The organism is Nitratidesulfovibrio sp. D1 (assembly GCF_051133415.1).
GTDB lineage: Bacteria > Desulfobacterota > Desulfovibrionia > Desulfovibrionales > Desulfovibrionaceae > Cupidesulfovibrio.
This window is the reverse complement of the sequence record NZ_JBPGNZ010000003.1, coordinates 13,501-36,964: the sequence shown is the minus strand read 5'-3', so window position 1 is coordinate 36,964 and position 23,464 is coordinate 13,501. Positions and strand designations below refer to the sequence as shown.

22 protein-coding genes are annotated in these 23,464 nt (G+C 68.1%); 6 read left to right on the top strand and 16 right to left on the bottom strand.

Going from position 1 to position 23,464, the window contains the following annotated elements:
* Positions 1 to 3: 3 nt before the first annotated feature.
* The 13 genes from ACR4XJ_RS05920 to fliR form a co-directional block, all read right to left on the bottom strand.
* Entirely contained in the window at positions 4 to 288 is a 285-nt protein-coding gene (locus tag ACR4XJ_RS05920; RefSeq protein ID WP_434754345.1) for a UxaA family hydrolase, read from the bottom strand.
* A gap of 764 nt (positions 289 to 1,052) precedes the next feature.
* Positions 1,053 to 2,216 carry a UxaA family hydrolase gene (locus ACR4XJ_RS05915; RefSeq protein ID WP_434754346.1) on the bottom strand — a complete coding sequence of 388 codons (1,164 nt, stop codon included), beginning with the start codon at positions 2,214 to 2,216 and terminating at the stop codon, positions 1,053 to 1,055.
* Between the two features lie 4 nt (positions 2,217 to 2,220).
* Positions 2,221 to 2,505, bottom strand: a complete 285-nt coding sequence (locus ACR4XJ_RS05910; protein ID WP_434754345.1) for a UxaA family hydrolase — start codon at positions 2,503 to 2,505, stop codon at positions 2,221 to 2,223.
* Between the two features lie 268 nt (positions 2,506 to 2,773).
* Complete coding sequence (locus ACR4XJ_RS05905) at positions 2,774 to 3,190, bottom strand: hypothetical protein (protein WP_434754344.1); 417 nt, start codon at positions 3,188 to 3,190, stop codon at positions 2,774 to 2,776.
* 54 nt (positions 3,191 to 3,244) lie between these two features.
* Positions 3,245 to 3,571, bottom strand: a complete 327-nt coding sequence (locus tag ACR4XJ_RS05900) for a hypothetical protein (RefSeq protein ID WP_434754343.1) — start codon at positions 3,569 to 3,571, stop codon at positions 3,245 to 3,247.
* A gap of 138 nt (positions 3,572 to 3,709) precedes the next feature.
* Complete coding sequence (locus tag ACR4XJ_RS05895; protein ID WP_434754342.1) at positions 3,710 to 4,489, bottom strand: flagellar basal body-associated FliL family protein; 780 nt, start codon at positions 4,487 to 4,489, stop codon at positions 3,710 to 3,712.
* Between the two features lie 218 nt (positions 4,490 to 4,707).
* Positions 4,708 to 5,088 (bottom strand): chemotaxis response regulator CheY, encoded by a 381-nt coding sequence (locus tag ACR4XJ_RS05890; RefSeq protein WP_035067496.1) that lies wholly within the window; start codon positions 5,086 to 5,088, stop codon positions 4,708 to 4,710.
* Between the two features lie 31 nt (positions 5,089 to 5,119).
* Positions 5,120 to 5,917, bottom strand: coding sequence for a FliA/WhiG family RNA polymerase sigma factor (locus ACR4XJ_RS05885; protein ID WP_434754341.1), 798 nt, complete (start codon positions 5,915 to 5,917; stop codon positions 5,120 to 5,122).
* Positions 5,871 to 6,686 carry a MinD/ParA family protein gene (locus ACR4XJ_RS05880; RefSeq protein ID WP_434754340.1) on the bottom strand — a complete coding sequence of 272 codons (816 nt, stop codon included), beginning with the start codon at positions 6,684 to 6,686 and terminating at the stop codon, positions 5,871 to 5,873. Before ACR4XJ_RS05880 ends, ACR4XJ_RS05885 begins: the two co-directional genes overlap by 47 nt.
* Positions 6,683 to 7,963, bottom strand: a complete 1,281-nt coding sequence (locus tag ACR4XJ_RS05875) for a flagellar biosynthesis protein FlhF (protein ID WP_434754339.1) — start codon at positions 7,961 to 7,963, stop codon at positions 6,683 to 6,685. The genes ACR4XJ_RS05880 and ACR4XJ_RS05875 overlap by 4 nt, the downstream gene beginning before the upstream one ends.
* 68 nt (positions 7,964 to 8,031) lie before the next feature.
* The gene (gene flhA / locus ACR4XJ_RS05870; protein WP_434754338.1) at positions 8,032 to 10,140 is read right to left on the bottom strand and encodes a flagellar biosynthesis protein FlhA; all 2,109 of its coding nucleotides are present in this window, start codon (positions 10,138 to 10,140) and stop codon (positions 8,032 to 8,034) included.
* 56 nt (positions 10,141 to 10,196) lie between these two features.
* On the bottom strand, positions 10,197 to 11,267 hold the full coding sequence (flhB, locus tag ACR4XJ_RS05865) for a flagellar biosynthesis protein FlhB (protein ID WP_434754337.1): 1,071 nt from the start codon (positions 11,265 to 11,267) through the stop codon (positions 10,197 to 10,199).
* Between the two features lie 23 nt (positions 11,268 to 11,290).
* Entirely contained in the window at positions 11,291 to 12,085 is a 795-nt protein-coding gene (gene fliR, locus ACR4XJ_RS05860) for a flagellar biosynthetic protein FliR (protein ID WP_333504992.1), read from the bottom strand.
* 261 nt (positions 12,086 to 12,346) lie between these two features.
* Between fliR and ACR4XJ_RS05855 the strand changes: the two genes are divergently transcribed.
* The 5 genes from ACR4XJ_RS05855 to ACR4XJ_RS05835 all read left to right on the top strand — a co-directional run bounded on the left by ACR4XJ_RS05855 (position 12,347) and on the right by ACR4XJ_RS05835 (position 18,357).
* Positions 12,347 to 14,290 (top strand): SulP family inorganic anion transporter, encoded by a 1,944-nt coding sequence (locus ACR4XJ_RS05855; RefSeq protein ID WP_434754336.1) that lies wholly within the window; start codon positions 12,347 to 12,349, stop codon positions 14,288 to 14,290.
* Positions 14,287 to 15,300 (top strand): hypothetical protein, encoded by a 1,014-nt coding sequence (locus ACR4XJ_RS05850; protein ID WP_434754335.1) that lies wholly within the window; start codon positions 14,287 to 14,289, stop codon positions 15,298 to 15,300. Before ACR4XJ_RS05855 ends, ACR4XJ_RS05850 begins: the two co-directional genes overlap by 4 nt.
* Before the next feature lie 132 nt (positions 15,301 to 15,432).
* Positions 15,433 to 16,491, top strand: coding sequence for a tRNA dihydrouridine synthase (locus tag ACR4XJ_RS05845; RefSeq protein ID WP_434754334.1), 1,059 nt, complete (start codon positions 15,433 to 15,435; stop codon positions 16,489 to 16,491).
* The gene (gene ispH / locus ACR4XJ_RS05840) at positions 16,488 to 17,333 is read left to right on the top strand and encodes a 4-hydroxy-3-methylbut-2-enyl diphosphate reductase (protein WP_434754333.1); all 846 of its coding nucleotides are present in this window, start codon (positions 16,488 to 16,490) and stop codon (positions 17,331 to 17,333) included. Before ACR4XJ_RS05845 ends, ispH begins: the two co-directional genes overlap by 4 nt.
* A gap of 73 nt (positions 17,334 to 17,406) precedes the next feature.
* Positions 17,407 to 18,357, top strand: a complete 951-nt coding sequence (locus tag ACR4XJ_RS05835; RefSeq protein ID WP_434754332.1) for a chemotaxis protein — start codon at positions 17,407 to 17,409, stop codon at positions 18,355 to 18,357.
* A 116-nt stretch (positions 18,358 to 18,473) separates the two neighbouring features.
* Here ACR4XJ_RS05835 and ACR4XJ_RS05830 read toward each other — a convergent pair whose 3' ends face one another.
* From ACR4XJ_RS05830 to ACR4XJ_RS05820, 3 genes are all read right to left on the bottom strand, one after another.
* The gene (locus ACR4XJ_RS05830) at positions 18,474 to 18,842 is read right to left on the bottom strand and encodes a pyridoxamine 5'-phosphate oxidase family protein (protein ID WP_434754331.1); all 369 of its coding nucleotides are present in this window, start codon (positions 18,840 to 18,842) and stop codon (positions 18,474 to 18,476) included.
* A 175-nt stretch (positions 18,843 to 19,017) separates the two neighbouring features.
* Entirely contained in the window at positions 19,018 to 20,016 is a 999-nt protein-coding gene (locus tag ACR4XJ_RS05825; RefSeq protein ID WP_434754330.1) for an RluA family pseudouridine synthase, read from the bottom strand.
* Positions 20,017 to 20,171: 155 nt separating this feature from the next.
* Complete coding sequence (locus ACR4XJ_RS05820; protein WP_434754329.1) at positions 20,172 to 21,836, bottom strand: FG-GAP-like repeat-containing protein; 1,665 nt, start codon at positions 21,834 to 21,836, stop codon at positions 20,172 to 20,174.
* 259 nt (positions 21,837 to 22,095) lie between these two features.
* Between ACR4XJ_RS05820 and ACR4XJ_RS05815 the strand changes: the two genes are divergently transcribed.
* Entirely contained in the window at positions 22,096 to 23,424 is a 1,329-nt protein-coding gene (locus ACR4XJ_RS05815; RefSeq protein WP_434754328.1) for an RsmB/NOP family class I SAM-dependent RNA methyltransferase, read from the top strand.
* The last annotated feature ends 40 nt before the right edge of the window (positions 23,425 to 23,464 follow it).

Below are 23,464 nucleotides of genomic sequence, written 5' to 3'. Positions count from 1 at the left end.
TTCCTACCACCTCTTGGTCTTGACGTTGTGGACGTGCAGGTGTTCGCCCTGCTTGATGGGAGCGACGACCTTGCCGATGTCGGTGCCGTACTTGATCACGGTGTCACCCACGGACAGGTCCTTCAGGGCCAGCTTGTGGCCGATGGGAATATCGTTGAGCACCTTGAAGGCGATGGTCTTGTCCTCTGCCATCACCCAGCCGGTCAGGTCCTGACCGGCCTTGACGCCTTCGACAACCACGACGCCGACGGAATCGCCGTCTTCGTGCACCAGAAATTGGATCGACATGGAGTTCCTCCTTGGGGAGCGTTGTTGAGGCATGTGTATGATGTCTTATGTAAGACTGTCAACGCGAAACTTGAGCTTTTTTGCCCAAGCCGCGCGACTTCACGCCAACAGGGCACAACACTTCATGTTTTTATGTCCCTCCCAGCCCTCCTTTCAGCAGGCTGGGGGTGGCGCTCCTTGTCATATTTTTCAACACGCTATTATTACTGATATTATCAATAATGATTGTGTGCTCGGTGAAATAAAGAACGATGCCGAGCCCTCGAATGGGGTGCTGGCTGACTAAACAATCAATATTGGCCCCTTGCAGTGGGCCGGTTCTGCCGGGCCGGGCAACCGCTGCGGCCCATGTGCTTTTTCTCCCATACGCCGTTGCCGTCCGGGAAATGCACATCGACCTATCTGGATGATTACCATCCACATGAACAGTCTGCACCACCAAATTTGCACTGCCTGTCACAACAGCACATCGGTATTATTGATTGCCGTATCGAGAGCGCGCACTCTTTTGGGGCGGATGTTTTTTGCGCGCGGGCAAGAAACGGGACGCGGACCCGTTTCCGGGTCCGCGTCCGCAAGGGGCGCCGCGCGTCAGGCGGTGCGCGCGGCGATGGGGAGGATGGCATGATCGGGGTGGCGGCACACGGACGCGGGACATACCGGCATGGGCTTGCGCTCCCCGTCGGCCGGCGGCGTCCGCGTGCCGCCAGATTGGCGTCCCCATGGCGGCGGTGCGCAGCCGCCATGGGGACACGCTCACGAGACTAGGCGCTTTCGTACAGACGGGTGAGCACGAACTCGCGGTGGCCCAGCACTTCGGCGGCGGTGTTGCGGCCGTTGGCGGTGCGGATGGCCATTTCCACCAGCTTGTCACCGGCGCCGTCCATGGTCAGCTCCTTGCGCAGGATGCCGGAGACGTCCACGTCGATATGCTCGCTCATGGTGCGCACCGTGCGCGGGTTGGCGCACAGCTTCACCACGGGCAGGATGGGGTTGCCGATGACGTTGCCCTGCCCGGTGGGGAACAGGTGCACCACGTACCCGGCGGCCGCGCACAGGGTGACCATTTCCGCCGCGGCGGACGAGGAATCCATGAACCACAGGCCGGGGCCGGTGGGGGCTTCGGCCTTGTCCAGGCAGCCCACCACGGGGGCCTTGCGGCCGATCTTCTGGATGTTGCCCAGCGCCTTTTCCTCGATGGTGGTCAGACCACCCTCGATGTTGCCCTTGGTGGGCTGCGAGTCGGAAAGGTCGCTGGTCTTGTGGTCGTCCACCAGCTTGGCGTAGCGGTCGAAGAAGAACTGGAACTGCTTGCGCACTTCGTCGTTGGCACAGCGTTCCAGCACCAGGTGCTCGCCGCCGGTCAGTTCGGTGGTTTCACCGAACAGCAGGGTGCAGCCCTGTTCGTACAGCTTGTCGAAGGCGTTGCCCACGGTGGGGTTGGAGGCGATGCCCGAGGTGGTGTCCGATTCGCCGCACTTGGTGGACACCCACAGGTCGCTGACCGGGCATTCCACGCGCTGCAACTCGGAGGCCCAGTGCATGAATTCCTTGGCCTTGCGCGAAGCGTTGCAGATGGTGTTGTGGTCGCCGTTCTGCTCGATGGAGAAGCCCGCCACCGGCTTGCCGGTCTTGGCGATGCCTTCCACGATGCGGTTCGTCCACTGCGGCTCGATGCCGATGACCACCACCGCGGCCACGTTGGGGTTGCTGCCCACGCCGATCAGGGTGCGGAAGTGCAGCTCCAGGTCTTCACCGAACTGCAGGCGGCCGTACGGGTGCGGCAGGGCCATGGTGCCCTTGACGTTGTTGGCGACAGCCTCGGAGGCGGCGTTGGAAAGGTCGTCCAGGGGCAGGATGATCACGTGGTTGCGCACGCCGACGCGGCCGTTTTCGCGGCGGTAGCCGAAGAAGGTATTCGCGGTCATGTTCCTACCACCTCTTGGTCTTGACGTTGTGGACGTGCAGGTGTTCGCCCTGCTTGATGGGAGCGACGACCTTGCCGATGTCGGTGCCGTACTTGATCACGGTGTCACCCACGGACAGGTCCTTCAGGGCCAGCTTGTGGCCGATGGGAATATCGTTGAGCACCTTGAAGGCGATGGTCTTGTCCTCTGCCATCACCCAGCCGGTCAGGTCCTGACCAGCCTTGACGCCTTCGACAACCACGACGCCGACGGAATCGCCGTCTTCGTGCACCAGAAATTGGATCGACATGAAATTCCTCCTTGGGGAGCGTTGTTGGAAACATATGTATGATGTCTTATGTAAGACTGTCAACGTGAAAAAGGGCTCCCCTTCGTCTTTCCTTCGGTTTTGCCCATTAATATTCTGATATTACAGTATTATTTTAAAATCTATCCCCTGTGCCGACAAAACAGGGCACCCCGCCGGAATACGGCGGAGCGCCCTGCACTGGCGCTGAGACATACGGCATGGCGTCGGGAAGGCAACGTCCCGGCATGGCCCAAGGCGGGGCGTCCCCCTACCCGGCCTGAGCCAGGATCAGTTCCACCTCGTCCACCGAAAGCCCGGTGGACCGGGCGATCTGTTCCAGGCTGCGGCCCTTGCGGTGACCGTTCAGGATCACCTCGCGCAGGAACTGCGGCGAACGGCTGATGCCCTCGGCCTGCTCCAGCAGGCGGCGCAGGGCGTCCGCCCTCTCCTCCAGCCGCCGGTCCAGGTGGCGCAACTGCTCCTGCCGCTGGGCGAAGGTGGCCACCAGTTCCTGTTCCAGTTCGGCGTTCTGGCGCAGCCGGTCCAGCAGTTGGGCCTGGTTGGCCTGGAGGCGGTTGAGCAACGCCTCGGACCTGCGCAGCCGCAGGAAGAACATCAGCAGCACGCCGAGCAGCGCCATTTCCACCACGCTGACGAGAATGATGATCCACAGGGATATGGTCATGAAGGTTCCGGTTGGGGTGGCCGCCGCATGGCCCGGTCGCGGGTGGGCGTGCGGTCAGACCTTGATGTTCAGGATGTTGCCGGACCACGGATCGTCGTCGGAGTCGGGAGCGCCGTCGTCCTCCTGCGCGGCGCGGGCCTTGCGCCGGGCCAGCAGCAGGGCGCGGCGGCGCTGGCGGTTGCGCTCGCGCTCGTCCACCACCGCGGCCTTGTCGCTTTCGCCGGTCTTCTGGACCTGCGAACGGTCGTGCTGCAACGCCTGGGCGGCGGCCTGCTGGGCGGCCGCCTGGGCCATTTCGGGGTGGGCCTGCGCCTCGTGGACCACGCGTTCGGCGTGGCCCATCTGGGCGATGACGACGGGAAGCGTCGGGTCTACGGACACGGCGGGTCCTCCATCGCCGCACGGGTTTCCGCGCGACGCCCCTGCGCGGGGTGGCGGCGGCTGACGGCGAAACCCGCTGCCGGGGCGGGTCGGCTGTCGGCGGGGGCGGCGGGCTGGGGGCTGCCTTCAGGCAGCCCCCTACTTGACCAGGTAGTTCTCTATCAGCAAATCCTCCAGCTTACCGATGCTGAGGTACTCGTTCATGATGGCCAGGATGTCCTTCTTCAGCGTTTCGGCGTTGGCCGCGTCGGTGAGGAAGGTCAGCGACTTGTTCTTCAGATAGTAGTACACGGCGTCGCGGATGGTAACCTTTTTGGCCTGCGCCTCGAACACCAGCTTCTGGTTTTCGGTGGGCGCCGAGAATTTGACGACCAGAAAGCGGATGTTGCCCTTGGCGTCCTTCTGCTCCACCCAGAACGGCTCCCAGGTCAGGATGGTCTGGACGGGACCGGCCGGTTCCGGCGGCGGCGCGGCCTGCTGGGGCACCACGATCTTCTGGACCTCGGGGGCGGGCGGAGGCGGGGCCTCCTTCTTGCGCAGCAGGAACCACGCCGTGCCGCCGCCCACCAGCAGCACGAGCGCGACGATAACGGCGATCACCAGCTTCCTGTTGGCCAGCAGCCGGGAAAGGTCGAGGCTGAATTTCTTCTTTTCGGGGGCGTCGCCTTCGGACGACAGGGACAGGGACTGGGCCACGGGGGGCGGCGGGGGCGGCGCCTTTTCCTCTTCCGGCAGCAGGAAGGGGGCGTCCTCCAGGTCCAGTTCGACCTTGTCCTCCACCGGGGGGCCCAGCGAACCGGCATCCAGCTGCCCGGCGTCCAGTTCCGCCTTGCCCGCCCCGTCGGGCAACAGGCCACCGCCCCCCAACGCATCGGGGGTGTCGGGAACGGCTGCGGTGACGATGGGCATGAGGAGCATGGTCTGGTCCCTCGCACGGCCCGCGCGCGGGCGCCGGGGTATCGGGCGTCCGGATCAGGCCCGGCCGGGGATCGCCGGCATGGGAAGACGCCGTGGCGGCATGCGCCGGAAGGCTCTGGAAGGTTGCGGGGCGGCGTGCGCGCCGTCCGTGCGGTCCGGCACAGCAAACGGGCGCAAGCCCGCCGGATGACGGTCCCGCGCCCGAAAGGAACGGCGGCCTACGGGAAGATCTTGTCGATCTTCTGCTTCATGGTCTCGGCGGTGAAGGGCTTGACGATGTAGTTGGAAACCCTGGCCTGCACCGCTTCGATGACGTTTTCCTGCTGGGCTTCGGCCGTCACCATCAGGAACGGCATGTCCGCGAATTCCTCGCTGGCGCGCACCTTGCGCAGCAGTTCGATGCCGGTCATCTTGGGCATGTTCCAGTCGGAAATGACGAACTCGATGCGGTCCTTGTTCAGGATTTCCCACGCGGTGGTGCCGTCGTCGGCCTCGACCACGTTGGTGAACCCCAGCTGGCGCAGGATGTTCTTGATGATGCGACGCATGGTGGAGAAGTCGTCCACCACGAGGACACGCATATTGGTGTCGTAGGGCATTGTGCGTACTCCTGGCCGACGGACGCCGCAGTCAGACGGTGCCGTGTTCTCCGTAGTGGTTCCTGAATTCCTTGCGCAGCCTGTTGAGCGCCTGGGAGTGCAGTTGCGAGACGCGCCCCTCGGTGATGCCCATGACCTCGGCTGTTTCGCGCATGTTCAGTTCGTCGCTATAATACAACGACAATACCAGCTTCTCCCGGGGTGTCAATTCGTCGATCAGCGCCGCCACCCGCTCTATGAGTTCCTGCGTCGCCGTGGTCTGGAACGGTTCGCCATCGCCCTGCACGGCCGCATCGGGCGCCAGCGAGTCCTGTATTGCATCCAGCGAAAGACACAACTGGTTCTGCAACGCCTCAAGACCCAGCCGTACATCCTTCTGGTCCAGTCCCGTGGCGTCCTGCAATTCGGCTTCGGTGGGATGACGTCCCTTTTCGTGCTCGATGCGCTGTATGGCTTCGTCCAGCTGCCGCACCCGCTGCCGCAGGCTGCGCGGAAACCAGTCCAGCCGCCGCAGCTCGTCCAGCATGGCCCCCCGGATGCGGCTTTCGGCGTAGGTCTCGAAGCGGATGCCCAGCTGCGGCCGGAACTTGCCCAGCGCCTCCATGAGGCCCAGGGTGCCCGCGCTGATCAGCTCGTTCAGCTCCACGTTGCGGGGCAGCTTGGCCTTCAGGCGCAAGGCCAGAAACCGCACCTTGGGCGCGTAGTGCCGGACTATCCGTTCCTGGTCGGCGCGCGGGAAGTCGCCCCAGGCGACGGCTCCCGATTCCAGCGCCTCCCAGGGGTTAGTGCCGGAAGAGGAGCTTTTTCCAGAAGAACTTGATGTTTCCATCGAGGCTCGCCGCCACGTCCCACGTTTGTACCGTCCGGGCCACCTCGCGCACCGCCGCGCAGGCCGGGCTGTCCGGCGCCATGACGCAGAAGGGGCGCTGGTTCACCACCGCCCTGCGCACCGCCGGGTCGCGCGGGACGAAGCCCGCGAGGTCCAGCGACACGCCGGAAAGAAAATGGTCGCACGCCTTGTACAGCCGGGTGAACATGTCGCGCGCGGTCTGCGCGTCGGGCACCATGTTCACCAGCACCTTGAAATGCTCCACCCCGTGGTTGAGCTTCATCACCTTGATCAGGGCGTAGGCGTCGGTGAGCGACGTGGGCTCGGGGGTGAGCACCACCAGCCGTTCCTGCGCCGCCAGGTTGAAATACAGCACGTTGTCGTTGATGCCCGCGCCGGTGTCCACGATCAGGTAGTCCACCGCGCCTTCCAGCGCGTCCATGGCCTCCAGCAGTTCCAGCTTCTGGCCGGTGGTGAGCGAGAGCATTTCGCTCATGCCCGACGAGGCGGGCAGGATGCGGAAGCCGTAGGGCGTGTCGCAGAGGATTTCCGAAAGGCTGACGCCTTCGTGGAACAGGTGGAACAGGTTCAGCCGGGGGGTCAGCCCCAGCACCACGTCCACGTTGGCAAGGCCCAGGTCCGCGTCCAGCAGGACCACGCGCTTGCCCTCCTGCGCGAGGCAGCAGGCCAGGTTGGCGGCGATGTTGGTCTTGCCGACGCCACCCTTGCCGGAGGTGACGGAGAATACCAGGGGGAGATCGGCGCTCATGCGATGCAAGCTCCAGTGGGTGCGTGCGGTGCCGGGCGCGCCGTGCGCGGCCGCCCGTGGATGCCGTGTGCCGTCGGGGCCGCCTGCGCCGCCGTCCGGGGCTCAACCTGACGGGGCTCAACCTGACGGGGTTCGGGCCGGGGCGCGGCCTGTTCCGGAGCATGTTCCGAGACATGTCCCGAAGCCTCGCCGGGCAACTGCCGCTTGAACAGCAGACGCCACAACGCCGCATCGCTTGCGGCAATCAGCGAATTGCGCATGCCGGGACCGTAGGAAAGGGCCGACACGGGCAGGCCGCAGGCCGCCGCCACGTTCACCAATGCCCCGAAGGTACAGGCTTCGTCCAGCTTCGTCCAGACAAGGCTGCCCGCCCCCTGGAAGGCATAGCGCGCCAGCAGCGCGGACATCTGGGCCGGGCCGTGATGCGGCGGCAGCACCAGATGCACCGCGACGCCACTGCCCGCCCCCGCGCCCGACAAGCCCAGAATCGCCAGCTGGCGGGCCAGGCTGCCGTCGCGCGCCACGCCCGGCAGGTCCACCAGGATGCGCCCGGCGTCGGGGCATTCGCGCAGGATGGCCGCGAATTCGGCGGCGCTGGAAGCCTCGCGGTACACCAGGCCGGAAAGCTCGGCATAGTGCTTCAGCAGCAGGCGGCCGTGGCCGCGCCCGCAGTCGGCGTTGACCAGCACGATTTTCAGGTCCGGCTTTTCATGGCGCAGGGCCAGCGCCATGCGCAGCATGGCCGTGGTCTTGCCCGCGCCGAACGGCCCGGCGAACACGTGGGCCCGCTGCGGCCATGCCGCAAGGCCCCAGCCCCGCACGGGCACGATGTCGGCCAGGGCCTCCAGCACGGATGCGCCGGAATCCGCCGCCAGCCTGCGGTGCAGGGTCATGGCCACGCCGTCGTCCACGCCTTCGCGCGTCAGGTATTCCAGGGCCACGCGCTGGCGGGGGGTCAGGTCTTCCATGCGCAGGGCGGGTTTCATCAGGGCTAACAGGTGTTCCTTCATCTGGCCCCATTCGCGGTGCCATTCCTCCCAACCGGGGGGGACGGAACCGCCAGGGCCGCCAGAGCCGCCAGACCCGAAGGAGGGGCCGCCCGCCCCAGCCGCGCCGGGCACGGCCGCGTGCTCGATGCCCACGGACATCTCGTGCCACGCGCGGCCGCCCTCGCGGCATTCGCGCGAGGACAGGATGACCGCGTCCGGGCCCAGTTCCGCCTTGACCTTCGCCAGCACCGCCGTCGCGTTCCGGCCTGTGTACGTCTTGATCTGCATCAGAGCATTTCGACCTTGAAGTTGTACCGTTGCAGAAAAATGCTCCCGGCGCGGACGGCGCCGTCCGCCTACTCGAAGGCCACGCTACCCACGGACTGCAACCGGATGTCGGCCGGAATCTCGGCCTGCGAAATCACGGCCACGTTGGGAAGAAAGCGCATCAGCAACTGGGCCAGGTGCGGCCTGGACACGGGCGAGGCCAGGATCACCGGCTGCCCGTCGGTGTTCACGGCCCGCTCCACCGCGCCGTTGACGCGCTGGATGAGCCGCTGGGCGATGCCGGGGTTGAGCGCCAGGTAGTTGCCGCCGTCGGTCTGGCGGATGGCTTCCTGCACGGTCTTCTCCACGGCCTGGTCCAGGGTGACGATGGGCAGGCCGCCCTCGCTGTCCATGTACGGCTTGACGATGGACCGGGCCAGGCGTTCGCGCACGTACTCGGTCAGGGTGTCGGCGTTCTTCACCGCCGGGCCGTAATCGGCCAGGGTTTCCGCGATGGTCAGCAGATCGCGGATGGAAACGTTCTCGCGCACCAGGTTCTGGAGCACCTTCTGCACCGTGCCCAGGGGCAGGATGCCGGGCACCAGTTCTTCCACGGCTTTCGGCGCATGCTTGGCCAGGTTGTCCAGCAGGCCCTGCACCTCCTGGCGGCCCAGGAAGTCGCCCAGGTGGCGCTTGAACACCTCGGTGAGGTGGGTGGCGATGACCGTGGAGGGATCGACCACGGTGTAGCCCGCCAGCATGGCCTCTTCCTTCTGCGATTCGGGTATCCACAGGGCGGGCAGATTGAAGGCCGGCTCGCGCGTCTCGATGCCCCGGATGCGGTGCTTGGCGTTGCCCGGATCCATGGCCAGGTAGTGGTCCACGAGGATCTCGGCCGAGGCCACCTGGTTGCCCTTGACCAGCACGCAGTACTGGCCGGGCTTCAGTTGCAGGTTGTCGCGCAGGTGCAGCGAGGGCACCACCACGCCCATGTCCAGGGCGAACTGGCGGCGGATGGAGCGGATGCGCGAGAGCAGGTTGCCGTTCTGGTCCTCGTCCACCAGGGGAATCAGGCCGTAGCCCACTTCCAGCTCCAGGGTGTCCAGGGGCAGCAGGGTCTGCACTTCCTCGGGGGTATCCAGCGAATCGCCCTTCTTCTTGCCCTTGGCCCCCTTGCCGCCCTTGGCGTCGGCGGCCTCCTCGGCCTGCCTGCCGCCCACCAGGCGCGACACGCCGTACAGCCCCGCGCCGAAGGTGAGGAACGGCAGCGTGGGCATGCCGGGCACCAGGGCGAACAGCACGAGCACCCCGGACACCAGGTTGAGCGCGCGCGCGTTGTACGACAGCTGGCCCACGAATTCCTCGCCCATCTTCGCTTCCGACGCCGCGCGCGACACGATGATGCCCGCCGCCGTGGACACGATGATGGAGGGAATGGTGGCCACCAGGCCGTCGCCGATGGTCAGCAGGGTGTAGGTGGTCAGCGCGTCGCGCCACTCCATGTCCTTCTGGAACACGCCGAGCAGTATCCCGCCGATGATGTTGATCAGCGTGATGAACATGCCCGCGTTCACGTCCCCCTGCACGAACTTGCCCGCGCCGTCCATGGCGCCGTAGAAGTCGGCTTCCTTGCGGATGTTGGTGCGGCGGGCGGTGGCTTCCTCTTCGTCGATGAGCCCGGCGTTCAGGTCGGCCTCGATGGCCATCTGCTTGCCGGGCATGGCGTCCAGGGTGAAGCGCGCGGCCACTTCGGCGATGCGCGTGGTGCCCGCGGTGATGACGATCTTGTTCAGGATGAACAGGATCATGAAAATGACCGCGCCGATGACGTAGTTGCCGCCCACCACGAACTCGCCGAAGGCCTGGATGACCTTGCCCGCCGCGTCGGTGCCTTCGTCGCCGTGCAGCAGGATGAGCCGGGTGGAGGCCACGTTGAGCGCCAGGCGCAGCAGGGTGGTGACCAGCAGCAGCGACGGGAAGATGGAGAATTCCAGCGGCGAGAGCATGAACATGGAGGTGACCAGGATCACCAGCGACAGCGAAATGCTGAGCGAAAGCAGCATGTCCAGGAAGAACGTGGGCAGCGGCACCAGCATCACGAACAGGATCGTGACGACGCCGCCCGCCAGCAGGATGTCGCCCTGCTTGGCGAAGCGCTGGTAGTCTATCTTGGGTGCGTATCCCGGTTTGGCAGCCATGTTCTTGACACCTGTCGGAGTTTGCGCGGTCTTGCTTCAGGTTCGCCGGCGGGGCCTTACGATGCCCGTCCCGCCTTGAATTTCCACAGGCTGGCCAGCACGGTGGCCACGGCCTGGAACAGTTCGGCGGGAATCATGTCGCCGACTTCCACCGCCTTATACAAAGCCTGTGCCAGCGGCTTGTTCTCGCGGATGGGCACGCCGTGCTCGCGGGCCACTTCCTTGATCTTCTGGGCCAGGTTGTCCGCGCCCTTGGCCAGCACGATGGGCGCCGGGGCCTCGGTGGCGTCGTAGCGCAGGGCTATGGCGAAGTGGGTGGGGTTGGTGATGACCACGTCGGCCTTGGGCACGTCCTGCAACATGCGCCTGGCCATCATCTGCATCATCTTGCGGCGCTGCTGCGAACGGACCACCGGGTCGCCCTCGGCCTGCTTGCGCTCGTCCTTGGTCTCGTCCTTGGTCATCTTCAGGTTTTCCTCATAGCTCCAGCGGGTGTACCAGAAGTCCGCCACGGCTATGATGGACATGGGCACCAGCGCGTAGCGCACCATGTCCCACCCGGTCTTGAGCATGTACGCGCTGACCCCCTGGGCGTCGGCGTAGTACAGCGGCAAAAAGTTGTGCATCTCGCGCCGGATGATGAGGTACGGCGCGACCCCGATGAACACCGCCTGCAACAGGCTCTTGCCCAGGCGCACCAGCGTGTCGGGCGAGGCGAACATGCGTTTCAGCGCGGAGATGAGGTTGAAGCGCGACCAGTTGAACTTGAAGACCTCGGTGGTCCACAGCTTGCCCACCTGAAGGCGCAGCACCAGCCAGGCCGTGAACCCGATGAACAGCATGATGGGCAGCAGCATGACCGCCAGTTCCCCGGCGATCCACATGAGCAGGTCGATGACGTTCTGCTGGTTGGGATGGAACCCGAAGGCGTTGCCCAGGAAATGCCGGAAGATGGCCTGCATGTCCTTGGCCAGGAAGTCGATGTAGAACAGAAGGCCCACCGAGCCCGCCAGAATGGTCAGGGTCTTGGTGAGTTCCTGCGACTTGGGGACGTTGCCCTTGCCGCGCGCCTTCTTGCGACGTTTCGGCGTCGCTTTTTCAGTCTTGCTCGGGTCGCGCTGCGCCATGGCAGCCCTCCGTCAGGGTTCGGTCAGCGGTCCACCAGCGGGCTGGCCGCCCGCAACAGGTGCAGCATCATGGGGTCCATGCCCACGATGAACTCGCGGATCTTGTCGGCCATGATGGTGAACAGCATGCCGATGAAGAAGAAGCCCACGGCGATCTTGAGCGGAAAGCCGATCATCAGCAGGTTCATCTGCGGGGCCGCGCGGGCCATGAGCGCCAGCGCCAGTTCCACCAGGAACAGCGAGACCAGCACCGGCGCGGCGATCTTGACCGCCAGCACGAACATGGAGCCGGACAGGGCCAGTATTTCCTTCACCAGCGAGGGGCCGAGCAGAAGGCCGCCGGGGGGCACCAGCTCGAAGGTGCGCACGAAGGCCCGGAGCATGTACAGGTGGCCGTCCAGCGCCAGGAAGGTGAGCATGGCCACCATGTACAGGAAGTGCGAGGTGATGCTGACGTTGGCCCCGGTCAGCGGGTCGGCCAGGGTGATCATGGTGAAACCCATCTGGGTGGCCAGCATCTGGCCGCCGGTCTGGATGCCCGCGAACAGGAAGTGCACGGTCATGCCCAGCATCAGGCCCAGGATCAGTTCCCCGGCCAGCAGCACGATGAGCGAAAAGGGATGCGCGGGCATCTGCCCGCCCGGCAGGGACACGTGCGGCCACAGGGCCAGGGTGAACACCAGGCACAGCGCCGCCTTGACCTGCACCGGGGCCGCCTCGCCCCCGAAGAAGGGCAGCAGGAACAGCACCAGGCTCACCCGCATGAAGGTGAGCAGGAAGCTGAGCATGGAGGCGGCGTCAAAGGCGAAGATGTCCATGGGCGCGGCAAAGCAAGATGCGGGCCATGGGCCGGGCTCCCATGCCGGGGCACGGCGGGGCGCGGCCGGGGGACCGGGGGCGGGGCCTGGACCGGGCCATGCCCAGAGAGGCCATCGACGGAAACCCGTCACCCCCTTTCCCCCATTTCCCCCATTTTCGTTGTCCCGCGCTGGACACACGGCCCCTTCGGGGGCATCCTGTGGGCATGCCCGGCACCCCCATGCGCTCCGTACGGGGCGCCCACCCCAAACGGTGAGATCATGCCAGACACACCCCCCGCAGACGACAGACATGGCGGGAAGGCCCGGCCGGCCAATCCGGCCAGTCCGGACGGTCCGGCCACCCCCGGCGCCCCCCCTCCGCCGCCCCCTTCCGGCCCCGCCTGTCCCGTGCCTCCGCGCGGCCTGGGCGACAGGCTGCTGTGCGCCGCCCTGCCCTTCGTGGAAAGCCTGCGCGGCTACAACGTCCAGATGCTGCGGGCCGACCTGCTGGCCGCGCTCACCGTGGCCGTGGTGGCCCTGCCGCAGTCCATGGCCTACGCGGTCATCGCCGGGGTGCATCCCAAATACGGATTGTACGCGGCCATCGTGCCGGTGATCGTGGCCGCGCTGTGGGGGGCCTCGCGCTATCTCATCGCGGGCCCCACCAACGCCATCTCCATGCTGCTCTTCGCCACCATGGCGGAAACCGTGGTCAACGGCGTGCCCCTGTCCGGCCTGCCGGAAGAGACGCGCATGGCCTACGTGTTCGGCGTGGCCATCCTGGCCGGGCTGCTCCAGGTGGTCATGGGGCTGGCCCGGCTGGGCGAACTGGTGCACTTCATCTCCCATTCGGTGATGGTGGGCTTCACGGCCGGGGCGGCCGTGCTCATCGCCGTGGGGCAGCTCAAGAACCTGCTGGGCGTGAGCATCGGCAATGCGCCCACGTTCCTCGAACTGGTCCTTTCCACCCTGCGCCACCTGCCCCAGACCAACCCGTGGGCGCTGGGCACGGGGCTGTTCGCCATGGCCGTGGCCCTGGGCATCGCGCGGGTGCGCCGCCGCCTGCCCGCCGCGTTCCTGGCCGTGGTGGCGTCGGGCGTGGCCGTGTGGGCGCTGGACCTTGGCGCGCACGGGGTGAAGGTGGTGGGGGCCATCCCGGCCGGGCTGCCGCCCTTCTCGCTGCCGCCCGCGCCCGACGCGCAGGTCATGCGCGACCTGTTCATGCCCGCCCTGGCCATCGCCCTGCTGGGGGTGGTGGAGGCGCTGTCCATCGCCAAGACCCTGGCGGGCGCGCGGGGCGAGCAGGTGGACGGCAGCCGCGAATTCGTGGCCCAGGGGCTGGCCAACATCTCCGCCGGGCTCTTTTCCGGCATTCCGGGCAGCGGCTCGTTCACCCGCAGCGCCGTCAATTTCGTGGCCGGGGCGCGCACCCGCTTCGCCGGGGCGCTTTCCGGCGTGATCACCCTGGTGGCGGTGCTGCTGCTGGCCCCGCTGGCCGCGTACATTCCCATCGCCGCGCTGGCGGGCATCCTGATGATCATCGCCTGGGGCATGATCGACAGGCACGGCATCGTCCTTGCGCTGCGGGCCACCCGGGCCGACCGCATGGTGCTGCTGGCCACCTTTGCCGCCACCCTGCTGCTGGACCTGGAAAAGGCCGTGTTCGTGGGCGTGCTGCTGTCGCTGGTGCTGTTCCTGCGCAAGGTGTCGCACCCGCTGGTGACGCGCATGGACGTCTGCGACAGCCCGGAGTTGCAGGGGCTGCCCGCCGGGCCGTGCTGCCCCAACCTGGCCGTGTACTCCATCGAGGGCACGCTGTTCTTCGGGGCCGTGGACGAACTGGAGCAGCGGCTGTACGAGTACGAGGACTTCGGCCACCGGGCGGTGATCCTGCACCTGCGCCAGGTGCACTGGGTGGACGCCACCGGGGTGCACGCCTTCCAGCAGTTTTTGCGCAAGTGCCAGCGGCGCGGCGTGGCGCTGGTGCTGAGCGGGGTGAAGCCCGCCGTGCGCGCGGTGTTCGAGCGCTCCGGGCTGGTGCCGCAGCTGGGCGCGGACAACATGGCGGAAACCCTGTCCGACGCGCTGGCCCTGTGCTACCGCCGCTACCTCAAGGGCGCGGTGTGCGACGCCTGCAAGGCGTCCAATCAGGGCCGCTGCCGCCGCGAACATCACGCCGGGGACGGCGGGGATAGTGGGGACAGCGGGGACGGCAGGGCATGAGCGAGCGCATCCGCCACGCGCCGGGGTCCGGAAGCGCCGGGCTGTCCGGCGGCTTCGGCGAGCGGCACGACCCGGAGCGGGCGGCGCGCTTTCGGCGCGCCCACCGGCCCGGCGACACGGTGCGCGGCACGTTCCTGCGCCCGGCGGCGCAATCGTCCGCCTTCGCCGCGTCGGGAGCCGACACCGGCGGGCTGGGCTGGGCCGACATCGAGGGCCAGACCCTGCTGGCCTCCATGCCCGCCTTTCCCCAGCCCGGCACGGAACTGCTGTTCAGGGTGGAGCGGGTGGAGCCGGACATCGTGCTGCGCCTGCTGGCCGAGGGCGACAACGCGGCCGTGCCGCCCCCATCCCCTGCCCGGCTGGCGGCGGACTACGCCGCCGCGCGCGACCGGCTGGACGCCCGGCTGGCCGGGGCGCTGTTTCCGGCGTGGAGCGCATCGGGCGCACCGGACCCGCCCGCCACCGCCGCCGCGCGCCATGGGGCCTTTGCCGCGCACGTGACCGAAGACGCGGAAACCGCCGCCCTGTTCCTGGCCTGCCAGCGTGCCCGGCTGGCCCTGCTGCCGGTGCTGCGCGCGGCGCACCCCGGCGTGACCCTGCTGCACCTGCCATGGCTGTGCCCCACGGCCCGCGCCCTGGACTGCGCGGTGCTGCCGCCGCGGCCGGATTCCACGGGCGGCGGGCTGACCCGGATACTGATGGGCGGACTGCCCGTCATGCCCGGCCTACCCGACCGGGCCGACGGGGCCGCGCTTCCACCCTTCCCCGGCCGCTTCCTGCTGCACGGCCTGCTGCGGGCCGCCACCCCGGAGGCTCCGGCGCGCCTGGCCTTCCGGGTCATGGCGGAGCATCCCGACAGTATCGGCGCGCTGCCGGAACCGCTGCTGTCCGCCTTGTCCGCGCCCCTTGAAACGGCCCTGTTGTCCACCGGCCCCCTGCCCGCCGGGCCGTCCGACCCGCTGGGCCTGCTGCTGGCCGCGCTGCACGGGGGGTCCGGCCTGCTGGCCTGACGCCGGGGTATCGACGGCTCCGCCTCCCCGTAACGGGGGGCGCGGGGGGCGTTGCCCCCCGGCCGCCGGAGGCGTACAAGACCCTCTCCGTTCCCGTTCACCCCAAACCGTCCACCCCGACCCGCACGACGCATGACCGACAACGCCTCCGCCGCCTCCCATCTCGCCGCCGCGCCGCCCCTGCGGCCCGACGCCCCGTGGCTGGCCCCCCTGGCCGGGTATTCCGACCTGCCCTTCCGCCTGCTGTGCCGCGAGCACGGCGCGGCCGCCTGCTGCACCGAAATGGTCAGCGCCAAGGGATTGCTGTACCACAGCCCCGGCACGCGCGACCTGCTGGCCACCACGCAACAGGATGCCCCCCTCATCCTGCAACTGTTCGGGGCCGACGCGGAGATCATGCGCCGGGTCATGCCGGGGCTCATGGAACAGGGCTTCCGCTGGTTCGACCTGAACATGGGATGCTCGGTGCCCAAGGTGGTCAAGACGGGCTGCGGCTCGGCCATGTCGCGCGACATGGACAACGCCCTGGCCGTGGCCCGGGCCATGGTCGAGGTGGCCGGGGAAGGCCGGGTGGGCTTCAAGATGCGCCTCGGCTGGCAGGCGGGCGAGGAGACCTGGCGCGAGATGGCCCTGCGGTTGCAGGACGCGGGCGCGGGCTGGATCACCCTGCACCCCCGCTTCGCGCGGCAGGGCTTTGCGGGCGAGGCGCGCCGGAGCGCCCTGCGCGAGCTTGCGGCCGCGCTGTCCATCCCGGTCGTCGCCAGCGGCGACCTGTTCACGGCGGCCGACGCGGTGCGCTGCGTGCGCGAGACCGGCGTGGCCACGGTGATGTTCGCGCGCGGGGCCATGAACAACCCCGCCGTCTTCGACGAATACCGCGTGCTGCTGGCCGGGGGCCAGCCCCCGCCGCCCGACGCGGACCGGCTGAAGGCGCTCATCCGCCGCCACCTGGAACTGGCCCTGGCCCATTCCGGCGAGCGCACCGCCCTGCTCAAGATGCGCACCTTCGTGCCGCGCTACGTGCGCCACATTCCCGGCGTGCGGGCGCTGCGCAACCGGCTGGCCTCGTGCCTGGACCGGGACCTGCTGGAAGAACTGCTGGAAACCCACCTCACCCCGCAGGCGTTCGCCGAAGACGGCGGCAGCGCCGGAGCGGCCACAACCGATCCCCACGGAGAGGCCCGGCCATGAAGATCATCCGCGCCCGCACGGCGGGCTTCTGCATGGGGGTCAGCCTGGCCCTGCGCAAGCTGGACCGCGAGGTGACCGAAAGCAATGCGCCCATCGCCACGCTGGGTCCCATCATCCACAACCCGCAGGTCATGGCCCACTACGAGGGGCGCGGGGTGCGCTGCCTGCGCGACACCGCGCAGGTGGCGCCCGGCCAGCGGGTGGTCATCCGCGCCCACGGCATCCCCGTGGCCGAGGAGGCGGCCCTGAAGGCCACCGGCGCTTCGGTGGTGGACGCCACCTGTCCCAAGGTCAAGCGCGCCCAGTTGGGCATTGCCGAGGAGCGCGGCCGGGGCGGCGCCCTGCTGCTGTTCGGCGAGGCCGACCACCCCGAGGTGCGCGGCCTTTTGTCCTACGCCGGTGAGGGGGCCATGGTCTTCGGCTCGCTGGACGAACTGAAGGGGCTGCCCCTGCGCGACGGCGTGGCCTACTTCCTGGCCGCCCAGACCACCCAGGACCGCGCGGCCTTCGAGGACGTGGTGGCCTGGCTGCGCCAGCGCCTGGGCCACGAGATTCCCGTGTTGCAGACCATCTGCGACGCCACGCGCAAGCGCCAGCAGGAGGCCGTGGACATCGCCCGCCGGGTGGAGGCCATGGTGGTGGTGGGCGGCTTCGACAGCGGCAACACCCGGCGTCTGGCCGACGTGGCCCGCGCCCAGGGGGTGTTCACCGTGCACGTGGAGACGGTGGATCAGCTGCCTGTGGACGAATTGCGGAAAAAATCGGTCATCGGGCTAACGGCCGGGGCCTCCACGCCGAAAAGTCTTATTGACGCGGTGCAGCGATTCCTGGAATCTTTGTAGATACGTTTCCATCGGCGCGCCGCATCACGAGAAACGCACCGCATCACGAGACGCACCGTACAAGGGGGGGACCATGTCCCAGACCAACATCCTGCTCGAAGCCGGGACCAACGAACTCGAGATCGTGGAATTCCACCTCGAGGAAAGCTCCACCGACCCCGCCACCCCCAATTACCGGGGCTATTACGGGGTCAACGTGGCCAAGGTGCTGGAAATCATCCGCATGCCCAAGGTCACGGGACTGCCCGAGGTGCAGCACCCCTCGGTGCTGGGGGCGTTCAACCTGCGCTCGCACATCATCCCGCTGGTGGACCTCAGCCAATGGCTGGGCAAGCAGCGCGCGGAAAGCGAACCGCCCAAGGTCATCGTCACCGAATTCAACAACGTGACCACGGCGTTCATGGTGTCCGGCGTCAACCGCATCCACCGCATCAGCTGGGAAGAGGTGGAGCCGCCCAACCGCTACGTGGCGGCGCTGTCCAACAATTCCATCACCGGCGTGGTCAAGCTGGAAGGGCGGATCATCTTCATCCTGGACCTGGAGAAGATCGTGGCCGACCTGAACCCGCAGCTCGGCCTGCGCCTGGACGAGGCCGTGGACTGGTCGGCCAACACCCGCTACCGCGCCCTCATCGCCGACGACTCGGGCCTGATCCGCGAAATGCTGAAGGACCTGATGCAGAAGGCCAACTTCGAGGTGGAGGCCGTGAACAACGGCCGAGAGGCGTGGGAACGGCTGGTCGAAATCAAGCGCAAGGCGGAGCAGGACGCGCGCCCCGTCACCGACTACGTGCAGGTGCTGGTTTCGGACATCGAGATGCCCAGCATGGACGGCCACAACCTGTGCAAGCAGGTCAAGGAGGACCCGGCGCTGAAGAATCTGCCGGTGGTGCTGTTCTCGTCGCTGATCACCGACAAGCTGCGCCACAAGGGCGAATCGGTGGGCGCGGACGACCAGATTTCCAAGCCCGAGGTCACGGCCCTGGCCAAGCGCTGTCTGGCGCTCATCGAGGCCGCCAAGTAGCGCGCGGCCACAGGGCCGCGCCACACGACGACGCCACGCAGGGGCGGTCCGCACGCAAGGCGGGCCGCCCCTGTTCGTGACTGCACCCCGGAGCGGTTGCCGGGGAGCGCCCGAACCTACAGGGTCTGCTCCACCGACGCCACGGTGATCACCAAGGCCGCGCGGGCCCACTTGAACCGGGCGATGGCCTCGAATTCCGGACCATCGGTACGAAAGGCCGCCGTGCCCCGGATCAGGAAGCCCGTTCCCGGGCCATTGCGGCCCGCCACCTTGCGGCTGCCCAGGGTCATCAGTACCCGGGCGTCGCGGGAGACATTGGCCTCGGTCTTGCGCATGCCGCCCACGGGCACGACGATGCGGGCGCCGTCCAGCACCTTCAGGTAACTGTTCCAGGTGTTGACGAGATGCGGCCCGTCCTCGCCCTGGGTGGCGATGGCCACAACCCCTTCGTTCTTCAGCACTTCGAACATCGTTTCCGGTATCATTTCGGTATCCTCCCGTACTTTGTGCGCCACCGGACGCGGCCCGGCGCAGAGTCCACCGGACATGCGACCGGCGATGGCCGGCCATGCCGGCCCGCGTGACATGCCGATCATTGTACCGGAAAACGGACGGGGGTACAGGTGCAGTTTCCGGAAATCCGGCGGGGGCGGGGGTGGGCTACGGCAGGTCCGCCTCGTCCACCTTCCAGGGGCCGGTCCAGTCCGGCAGGGCCGTGAACCGTTCACCGCCGGGCAGGGCCAGGCGCACGGCGTGCAGCAACATGCCGTTGTCGCAGGCGGGGCCGCCGTACTTGCGGTCACCCATGACAGGATGGCCGCGCCCGGCCAGTTGCACCCGGATCTGGTGGGTGCGCCCGGTATGCAGGCGCACCAGCAGCAGCGAGGCCGCATCGCCGCGCCGCAACGGGGTGACGGTGCAGGCGGCGTCGCGGCCCAATTCCGCCAATTCCGCCGGTCCCGCCGCTCCTGCCGGGGCCACCCGGCGCACCTTCTCGCGACCGGGCGCGCCCTGCTTCTCCAGCCGGTCGCGCAGGGTTTGCGCCCCCTCATGGGGCCAGTACCCGGCCACCCAGGCCAGGTATTCCTTCACCAACCCCTCGCGCGCGGCAAAGGCGTCGGACAGGGCGCGCAGCCGGGCGTAGCTGGTGGCCACCAGCAGCAGGCCCGAGGTGTCGCGGTCCAGCCGGTGGGCGGGCGTGGGCAGAAAGTCCGCCCCGGCATGGTGCGCGGCCAGCCGGGCGGTGACGCAGTCGTCGTGCCCGGTGCCCGGCTGCACCGCAAGGCCAGCGGGCTTCAGCAGCACCAGCAGCCCTTCGGCGCGGCCGACAATGAGAAGGGGGGGAGGGAGAGGAAGGGGAGGAACTACGGGCAGGGGCGGCACGGCCTTTCCGGGCACATCACCGGACGAGCGGCCCGGCTCACGGTCCGGCGCTGCGGCTGCTCCCCCATTCCCCTCCGCCAGGGCAAAGGGCGGCACCCGCACCACGTCGCCTTCGGCCACCCGGTCGAAGGGCTTGCAGCGCCCCCCGTTGATGCGCACCTGCCCGGTGCGCACCCAGCGCTGGATAGCCGACTGGGGCGCGCCGCAGCGCCGTTGCAGGTACTGCACCAGCTTCTGCCCCGCCTCTGCGGCGGTGACCACGAGCGGTTCGGCCATGGGTCGCGGTTCCGTGGGTTGAAGGTTGCGCCGCCGGGCCGGGCCGTCGGGCCAGTTCCGGCCACCCTACGCGAACGCCCGGCGGGTGCATGGCATCCCGCCGGGCGTGGTGATCGCGCAAGGCCCCCGCCGGGGCAGGGCCGTGCCCGCAAGGGCTACTGCTGTTCGTTCTCGGTCTTGTCCGGGGCCGTGCTGGGGTCGGCCTTGGACAGGTCGAGGGGATAGGCCAGCAGCATGGTCTTGCGGCTTTCCAGGCCCAGGGCGCCGGGGTGGGTGTTCACGCACAGCACGATGTCGGTCACGCCGTCGTTGTTGAAGTCGCCCACGGTGAAGTCGGCCACGGAGCCCTTGATGCGGCGGGTCTTCCATTGCAGGTTCAGGCCCACGCCGTCCCAGTACAGGGCGTGGATTTCGCCCTGCGGGAAGAAGCGGTAGCGCTCGAAGAACTGCGCGGCGGTGGAGATGGGCCGGTTGACCAGCAGTTCCCAGTGTTCGTCGCGGTCCAGGTTCACGGCGTACATGCGCAGCGGCACGAAGTAGATGTTCTTCAGCTGCACGCGGTCCTTGCCGAGGCCGGGCATGGAGGGTTCCTCGGGAATGCCCTTGGACGAACCGGAATAGTTCTCGTCGGTCTCGGACAGGCGGGCGCCGCGGTCGGTGTGCACGCGCAGCCGTTCGTTCTCGGTCAGGATGACGCACTTGTCGCCTTCGCCCTTCCCGCCGGGCAGGTAGGTGAAGTTGAACACGTTGGCGCCTTCGGGCAGGTCCAGACGCTTGCCCATGACCAGCTGGTCGCCGGTCTTGAGCATTTCGTACACGCCGGGCTTGAACAGGCGGGGGTTGTCGCCGCGCTGGCCGATGAGCGTGGGAATGTAGTCCGGGGGCAATTTTTCCACGTTCAGGTAGAAGCGCACCCGGCGCATGACTTCGGTGAACTGGCCGTTCCTCCAGTTGAGGATGAACGATTCCGGCTCGCCGTCGTTGTTGTAGGCGCTGACGACGATTTCCTTCACGCCGTCGCGGTTCCAGTCGATGGTGCGGATGTTCAGGCATTCCGCCATGCCCGGCGAGCGGTATTCGCCCATGGGGATCAGGCGGCCGTTGTCCCAGCGGTAGGCGTAGACCACGTGGTCGTCCAGCATGAGGATTTCGTTCTTGCCGTCGCCGTCAAGATCGTCCACCACCATGCCGATGGCCGAATAGTTCAGCGCCTGGCTGCGGATGCGGCTGTCGCCCTCGGGGGCGCCCGCGTAGCGGAACTGCGGGTTCAGGTACACCTGCTGGGGCTGCGTCTCGTTGTGCACCAGCTCGGGGTTCATCTGGTTGACCGCCTTGGGCGCGGCGGCGGCGGGGCCGCCCTCGCCGGGGCGCTTGAACACTTCGGCGTTGATGGAGTCGGCCACGCCCTTCAGGGCGGGGATGAGCCCGGCCACCTTGGCGTTGGCGGACTTGGGCCATTCCTTGCCGTCGCGGTCGCGCACGCGCACGTCCAGGCTGCAATCCTCGCCCACCACGGTCACGCTGCCCCACACGGCATAGTCGGCGCCCAGCGAAGCCTGGGCGGCCCTGGCCTGGGTTTCGCTTTCCGGGGGGGTGACCTTGGCGGAGGCTTCCTTGGAAACGGGATGGAAGTTGTCCTTCCAGTACAGGCGCGAGGTGAGCATCTCGGGGATGGCCCGCTCGAGATACTTGTAGCCGGCGGGGCCGTTGACCTTGAACGGCAGCACGGCGAAGCTCTTGGGGGCCGGGGCGGCCATGGCGGTGGCGGCGGAAAGCAGCAGGGCAAGCACGAGCGCCGCCGAGCGCATGAGCAGTTGCATCAGGTTCTCCTTGGTTCAAGGGCGCATCCCCGCGCGCATCCCGGAAGGGGAAGGGGGATTGCCTTGGCGCTGAACGCTCTCATAATATCTCTTGATGGCCGAAGCAACCATAAGGTAGGAGCGGCGCTGTGCCGTACGGCCCGGGCCGGGCCGGGCGCCGGAGCCACCTTGGCACGGCAATGTTGCCAGCGTATTGCCGGGGTGTTGCCGCCCAGTCGTCGCCCAGTCGCCGCCCTCCAACATCTTTACCCCACGCCGCATGACCGCACCCGCCGCCCGCTCCTTCCGCATCGTGTGCCCGCCCGCGCAGGTGCCCCTGGTCGAGGACCTGCTCCGCGCGCAGGGCTACGCCTTCGACCCGGAGCCGTTCTCTCCGTGGTGCCGCCGCCTCACCGGGGAACCGCGCCCCCTGGGCGGCAGCCTGGCCGCATTCTTCGGGCTGATCTACATCCAGGACCGCTCGTCCATGCTGCCGCCGCTGGCGCTGGCCCCGGAGGCCGGGGCCGCCGTGCTGGACATGTGCGCGAGCCCCGGCAGCAAGACCGGGTTCCTGGCCCAGTTGGCGGGGCCGCACGGGCTGGTGGTGGGCAACGAGCCCAACCACACCCGTCTGGCCACCCTGCGCCAGAACCTGTTCACCCTGAACCTGCTCAACGCGGTGACCTGTTCGCACCCCGGCGAAGCGCTGCCCCTGCCCGACGGTTCGTGGACGCGCATCCAGTTGGACCCGCCGTGCTCCGGCTGGGGCACGGTGGAGCGCAACCCCTCGGTGCTCAGGCTGTGGCAGGGCGACAAGGTCAAGCCGCTCATCGGCATCCAGCGGCTGCTGCTGGCAGAGGCCGCGCGCCTGCTGGCCCCCGGCGGCCGGGTGGTGTTTTCCACCTGCACCACCAACGTGCACGAGAACGAGGCCCAGGTGCTGCACGCTCGCGACGAACTGGGGCTGGAAATCGTGCCGCTGGCCCCGCCGCCAGGCTTCGTGTTCGCCGAGCCGGAACTGCCCGGCTGCGACGGCACCCTGCGGGTGGACCCGGAACGCTCGGGCGCGCAGGGCTTCTTCATCGCCTGCCTGCGCAAGCCCGGCCCCAAGGGACAGGATGGCGACGCCGGTCCCCTTGCCCCCTGTCCGCCCCTGCCCGACACGGAGCGGGTGCGCGCCGACACCCTGCCCCCCTCGGCCTGGCCCGACGCCGGGCTGGATCCGGCCCTGCTGCCTGACGGCGTGGTGGCCCCCTTCGGCGACACCGCCTACTTCCTGCCCCGGCCCGCGCTGGAACGGCTGCCCGCCGCATTGCGGTGGCGCGGCTACCCGCTGGGCAAATGGGGCAAGGACGGCATCCGCCCCTCGCCCCGGCTGCGCGCCCTGATGCCCCTCCCCCTGGCGTCCTGCCCCGCCAATGCGGAACGTTACGTTGACGGCGACATCGCCATGCTGCACATGGACGACCCGGCGGACATCGCCGGGCTGCTCACCGGCCGCAGCATCGACGCCCCGCGCAACGCCGTCACCGCCCTGCTCCACTGGCGCGGCCTGCCGCTGGCCCGGCTGCGCGTGAAGGGCGGGCGGGCCCTGTGGGCGGAACGCTGACCGCGCCGGGCAACCGCAACGCCGCACGGCGGAAACCGCA

Bases quoted from the DNA above. Each gene is read 5' to 3' on its own strand.
- ACR4XJ_RS05920 (WP_434754345.1), bottom strand. From the start codon at position 288: ATGTCGATCCAATTTCTGGTGCACGAAGACGGCGATTCCGTCGGCGTC.
- ACR4XJ_RS05915 (WP_434754346.1), bottom strand. From the start codon at position 2,216: ATGACCGCGAATACCTTCTTCGGCTACCGCCGCGAAAACGGCCGCGTC.
- ACR4XJ_RS05910 (WP_434754345.1), bottom strand. From the start codon at position 2,505: ATGTCGATCCAATTTCTGGTGCACGAAGACGGCGATTCCGTCGGCGTC.
- ACR4XJ_RS05905 (WP_434754344.1), bottom strand. From the start codon at position 3,190: ATGACCATATCCCTGTGGATCATCATTCTCGTCAGCGTGGTGGAAATG.
- ACR4XJ_RS05895 (WP_434754342.1), bottom strand. From the start codon at position 4,489: ATGCTCCTCATGCCCATCGTCACCGCAGCCGTTCCCGACACCCCCGAT.
- ACR4XJ_RS05890 (WP_035067496.1), bottom strand. From the start codon at position 5,088: ATGCCCTACGACACCAATATGCGTGTCCTCGTGGTGGACGACTTCTCC.
- ACR4XJ_RS05885 (WP_434754341.1), bottom strand. From the start codon at position 5,917: ATGGAAACATCAAGTTCTTCTGGAAAAAGCTCCTCTTCCGGCACTAAC.
- ACR4XJ_RS05880 (WP_434754340.1), bottom strand. From the start codon at position 6,686: ATGAGCGCCGATCTCCCCCTGGTATTCTCCGTCACCTCCGGCAAGGGT.
- ACR4XJ_RS05875 (WP_434754339.1), bottom strand. From the start codon at position 7,963: ATGCAGATCAAGACGTACACAGGCCGGAACGCGACGGCGGTGCTGGCG.
- flhA (WP_434754338.1), bottom strand. From the start codon at position 10,140: ATGGCTGCCAAACCGGGATACGCACCCAAGATAGACTACCAGCGCTTC.
- flhB (WP_434754337.1), bottom strand. From the start codon at position 11,267: ATGGCGCAGCGCGACCCGAGCAAGACTGAAAAAGCGACGCCGAAACGT.
- fliR (WP_333504992.1), bottom strand. From the start codon at position 12,085: ATGGACATCTTCGCCTTTGACGCCGCCTCCATGCTCAGCTTCCTGCTC.
- ACR4XJ_RS05855 (WP_434754336.1), top strand. From the start codon at position 12,347: ATGCCAGACACACCCCCCGCAGACGACAGACATGGCGGGAAGGCCCGG.
- ACR4XJ_RS05850 (WP_434754335.1), top strand. From the start codon at position 14,287: ATGAGCGAGCGCATCCGCCACGCGCCGGGGTCCGGAAGCGCCGGGCTG.
- ACR4XJ_RS05845 (WP_434754334.1), top strand. From the start codon at position 15,433: ATGACCGACAACGCCTCCGCCGCCTCCCATCTCGCCGCCGCGCCGCCC.
- ispH (WP_434754333.1), top strand. From the start codon at position 16,488: ATGAAGATCATCCGCGCCCGCACGGCGGGCTTCTGCATGGGGGTCAGC.
- ACR4XJ_RS05835 (WP_434754332.1), top strand. From the start codon at position 17,407: ATGTCCCAGACCAACATCCTGCTCGAAGCCGGGACCAACGAACTCGAG.
- ACR4XJ_RS05830 (WP_434754331.1), bottom strand. From the start codon at position 18,842: ATGATACCGGAAACGATGTTCGAAGTGCTGAAGAACGAAGGGGTTGTG.
- ACR4XJ_RS05825 (WP_434754330.1), bottom strand. From the start codon at position 20,016: ATGGCCGAACCGCTCGTGGTCACCGCCGCAGAGGCGGGGCAGAAGCTG.
- ACR4XJ_RS05820 (WP_434754329.1), bottom strand. From the start codon at position 21,836: ATGCAACTGCTCATGCGCTCGGCGGCGCTCGTGCTTGCCCTGCTGCTT.
- ACR4XJ_RS05815 (WP_434754328.1), top strand. From the start codon at position 22,096: ATGACCGCACCCGCCGCCCGCTCCTTCCGCATCGTGTGCCCGCCCGCG.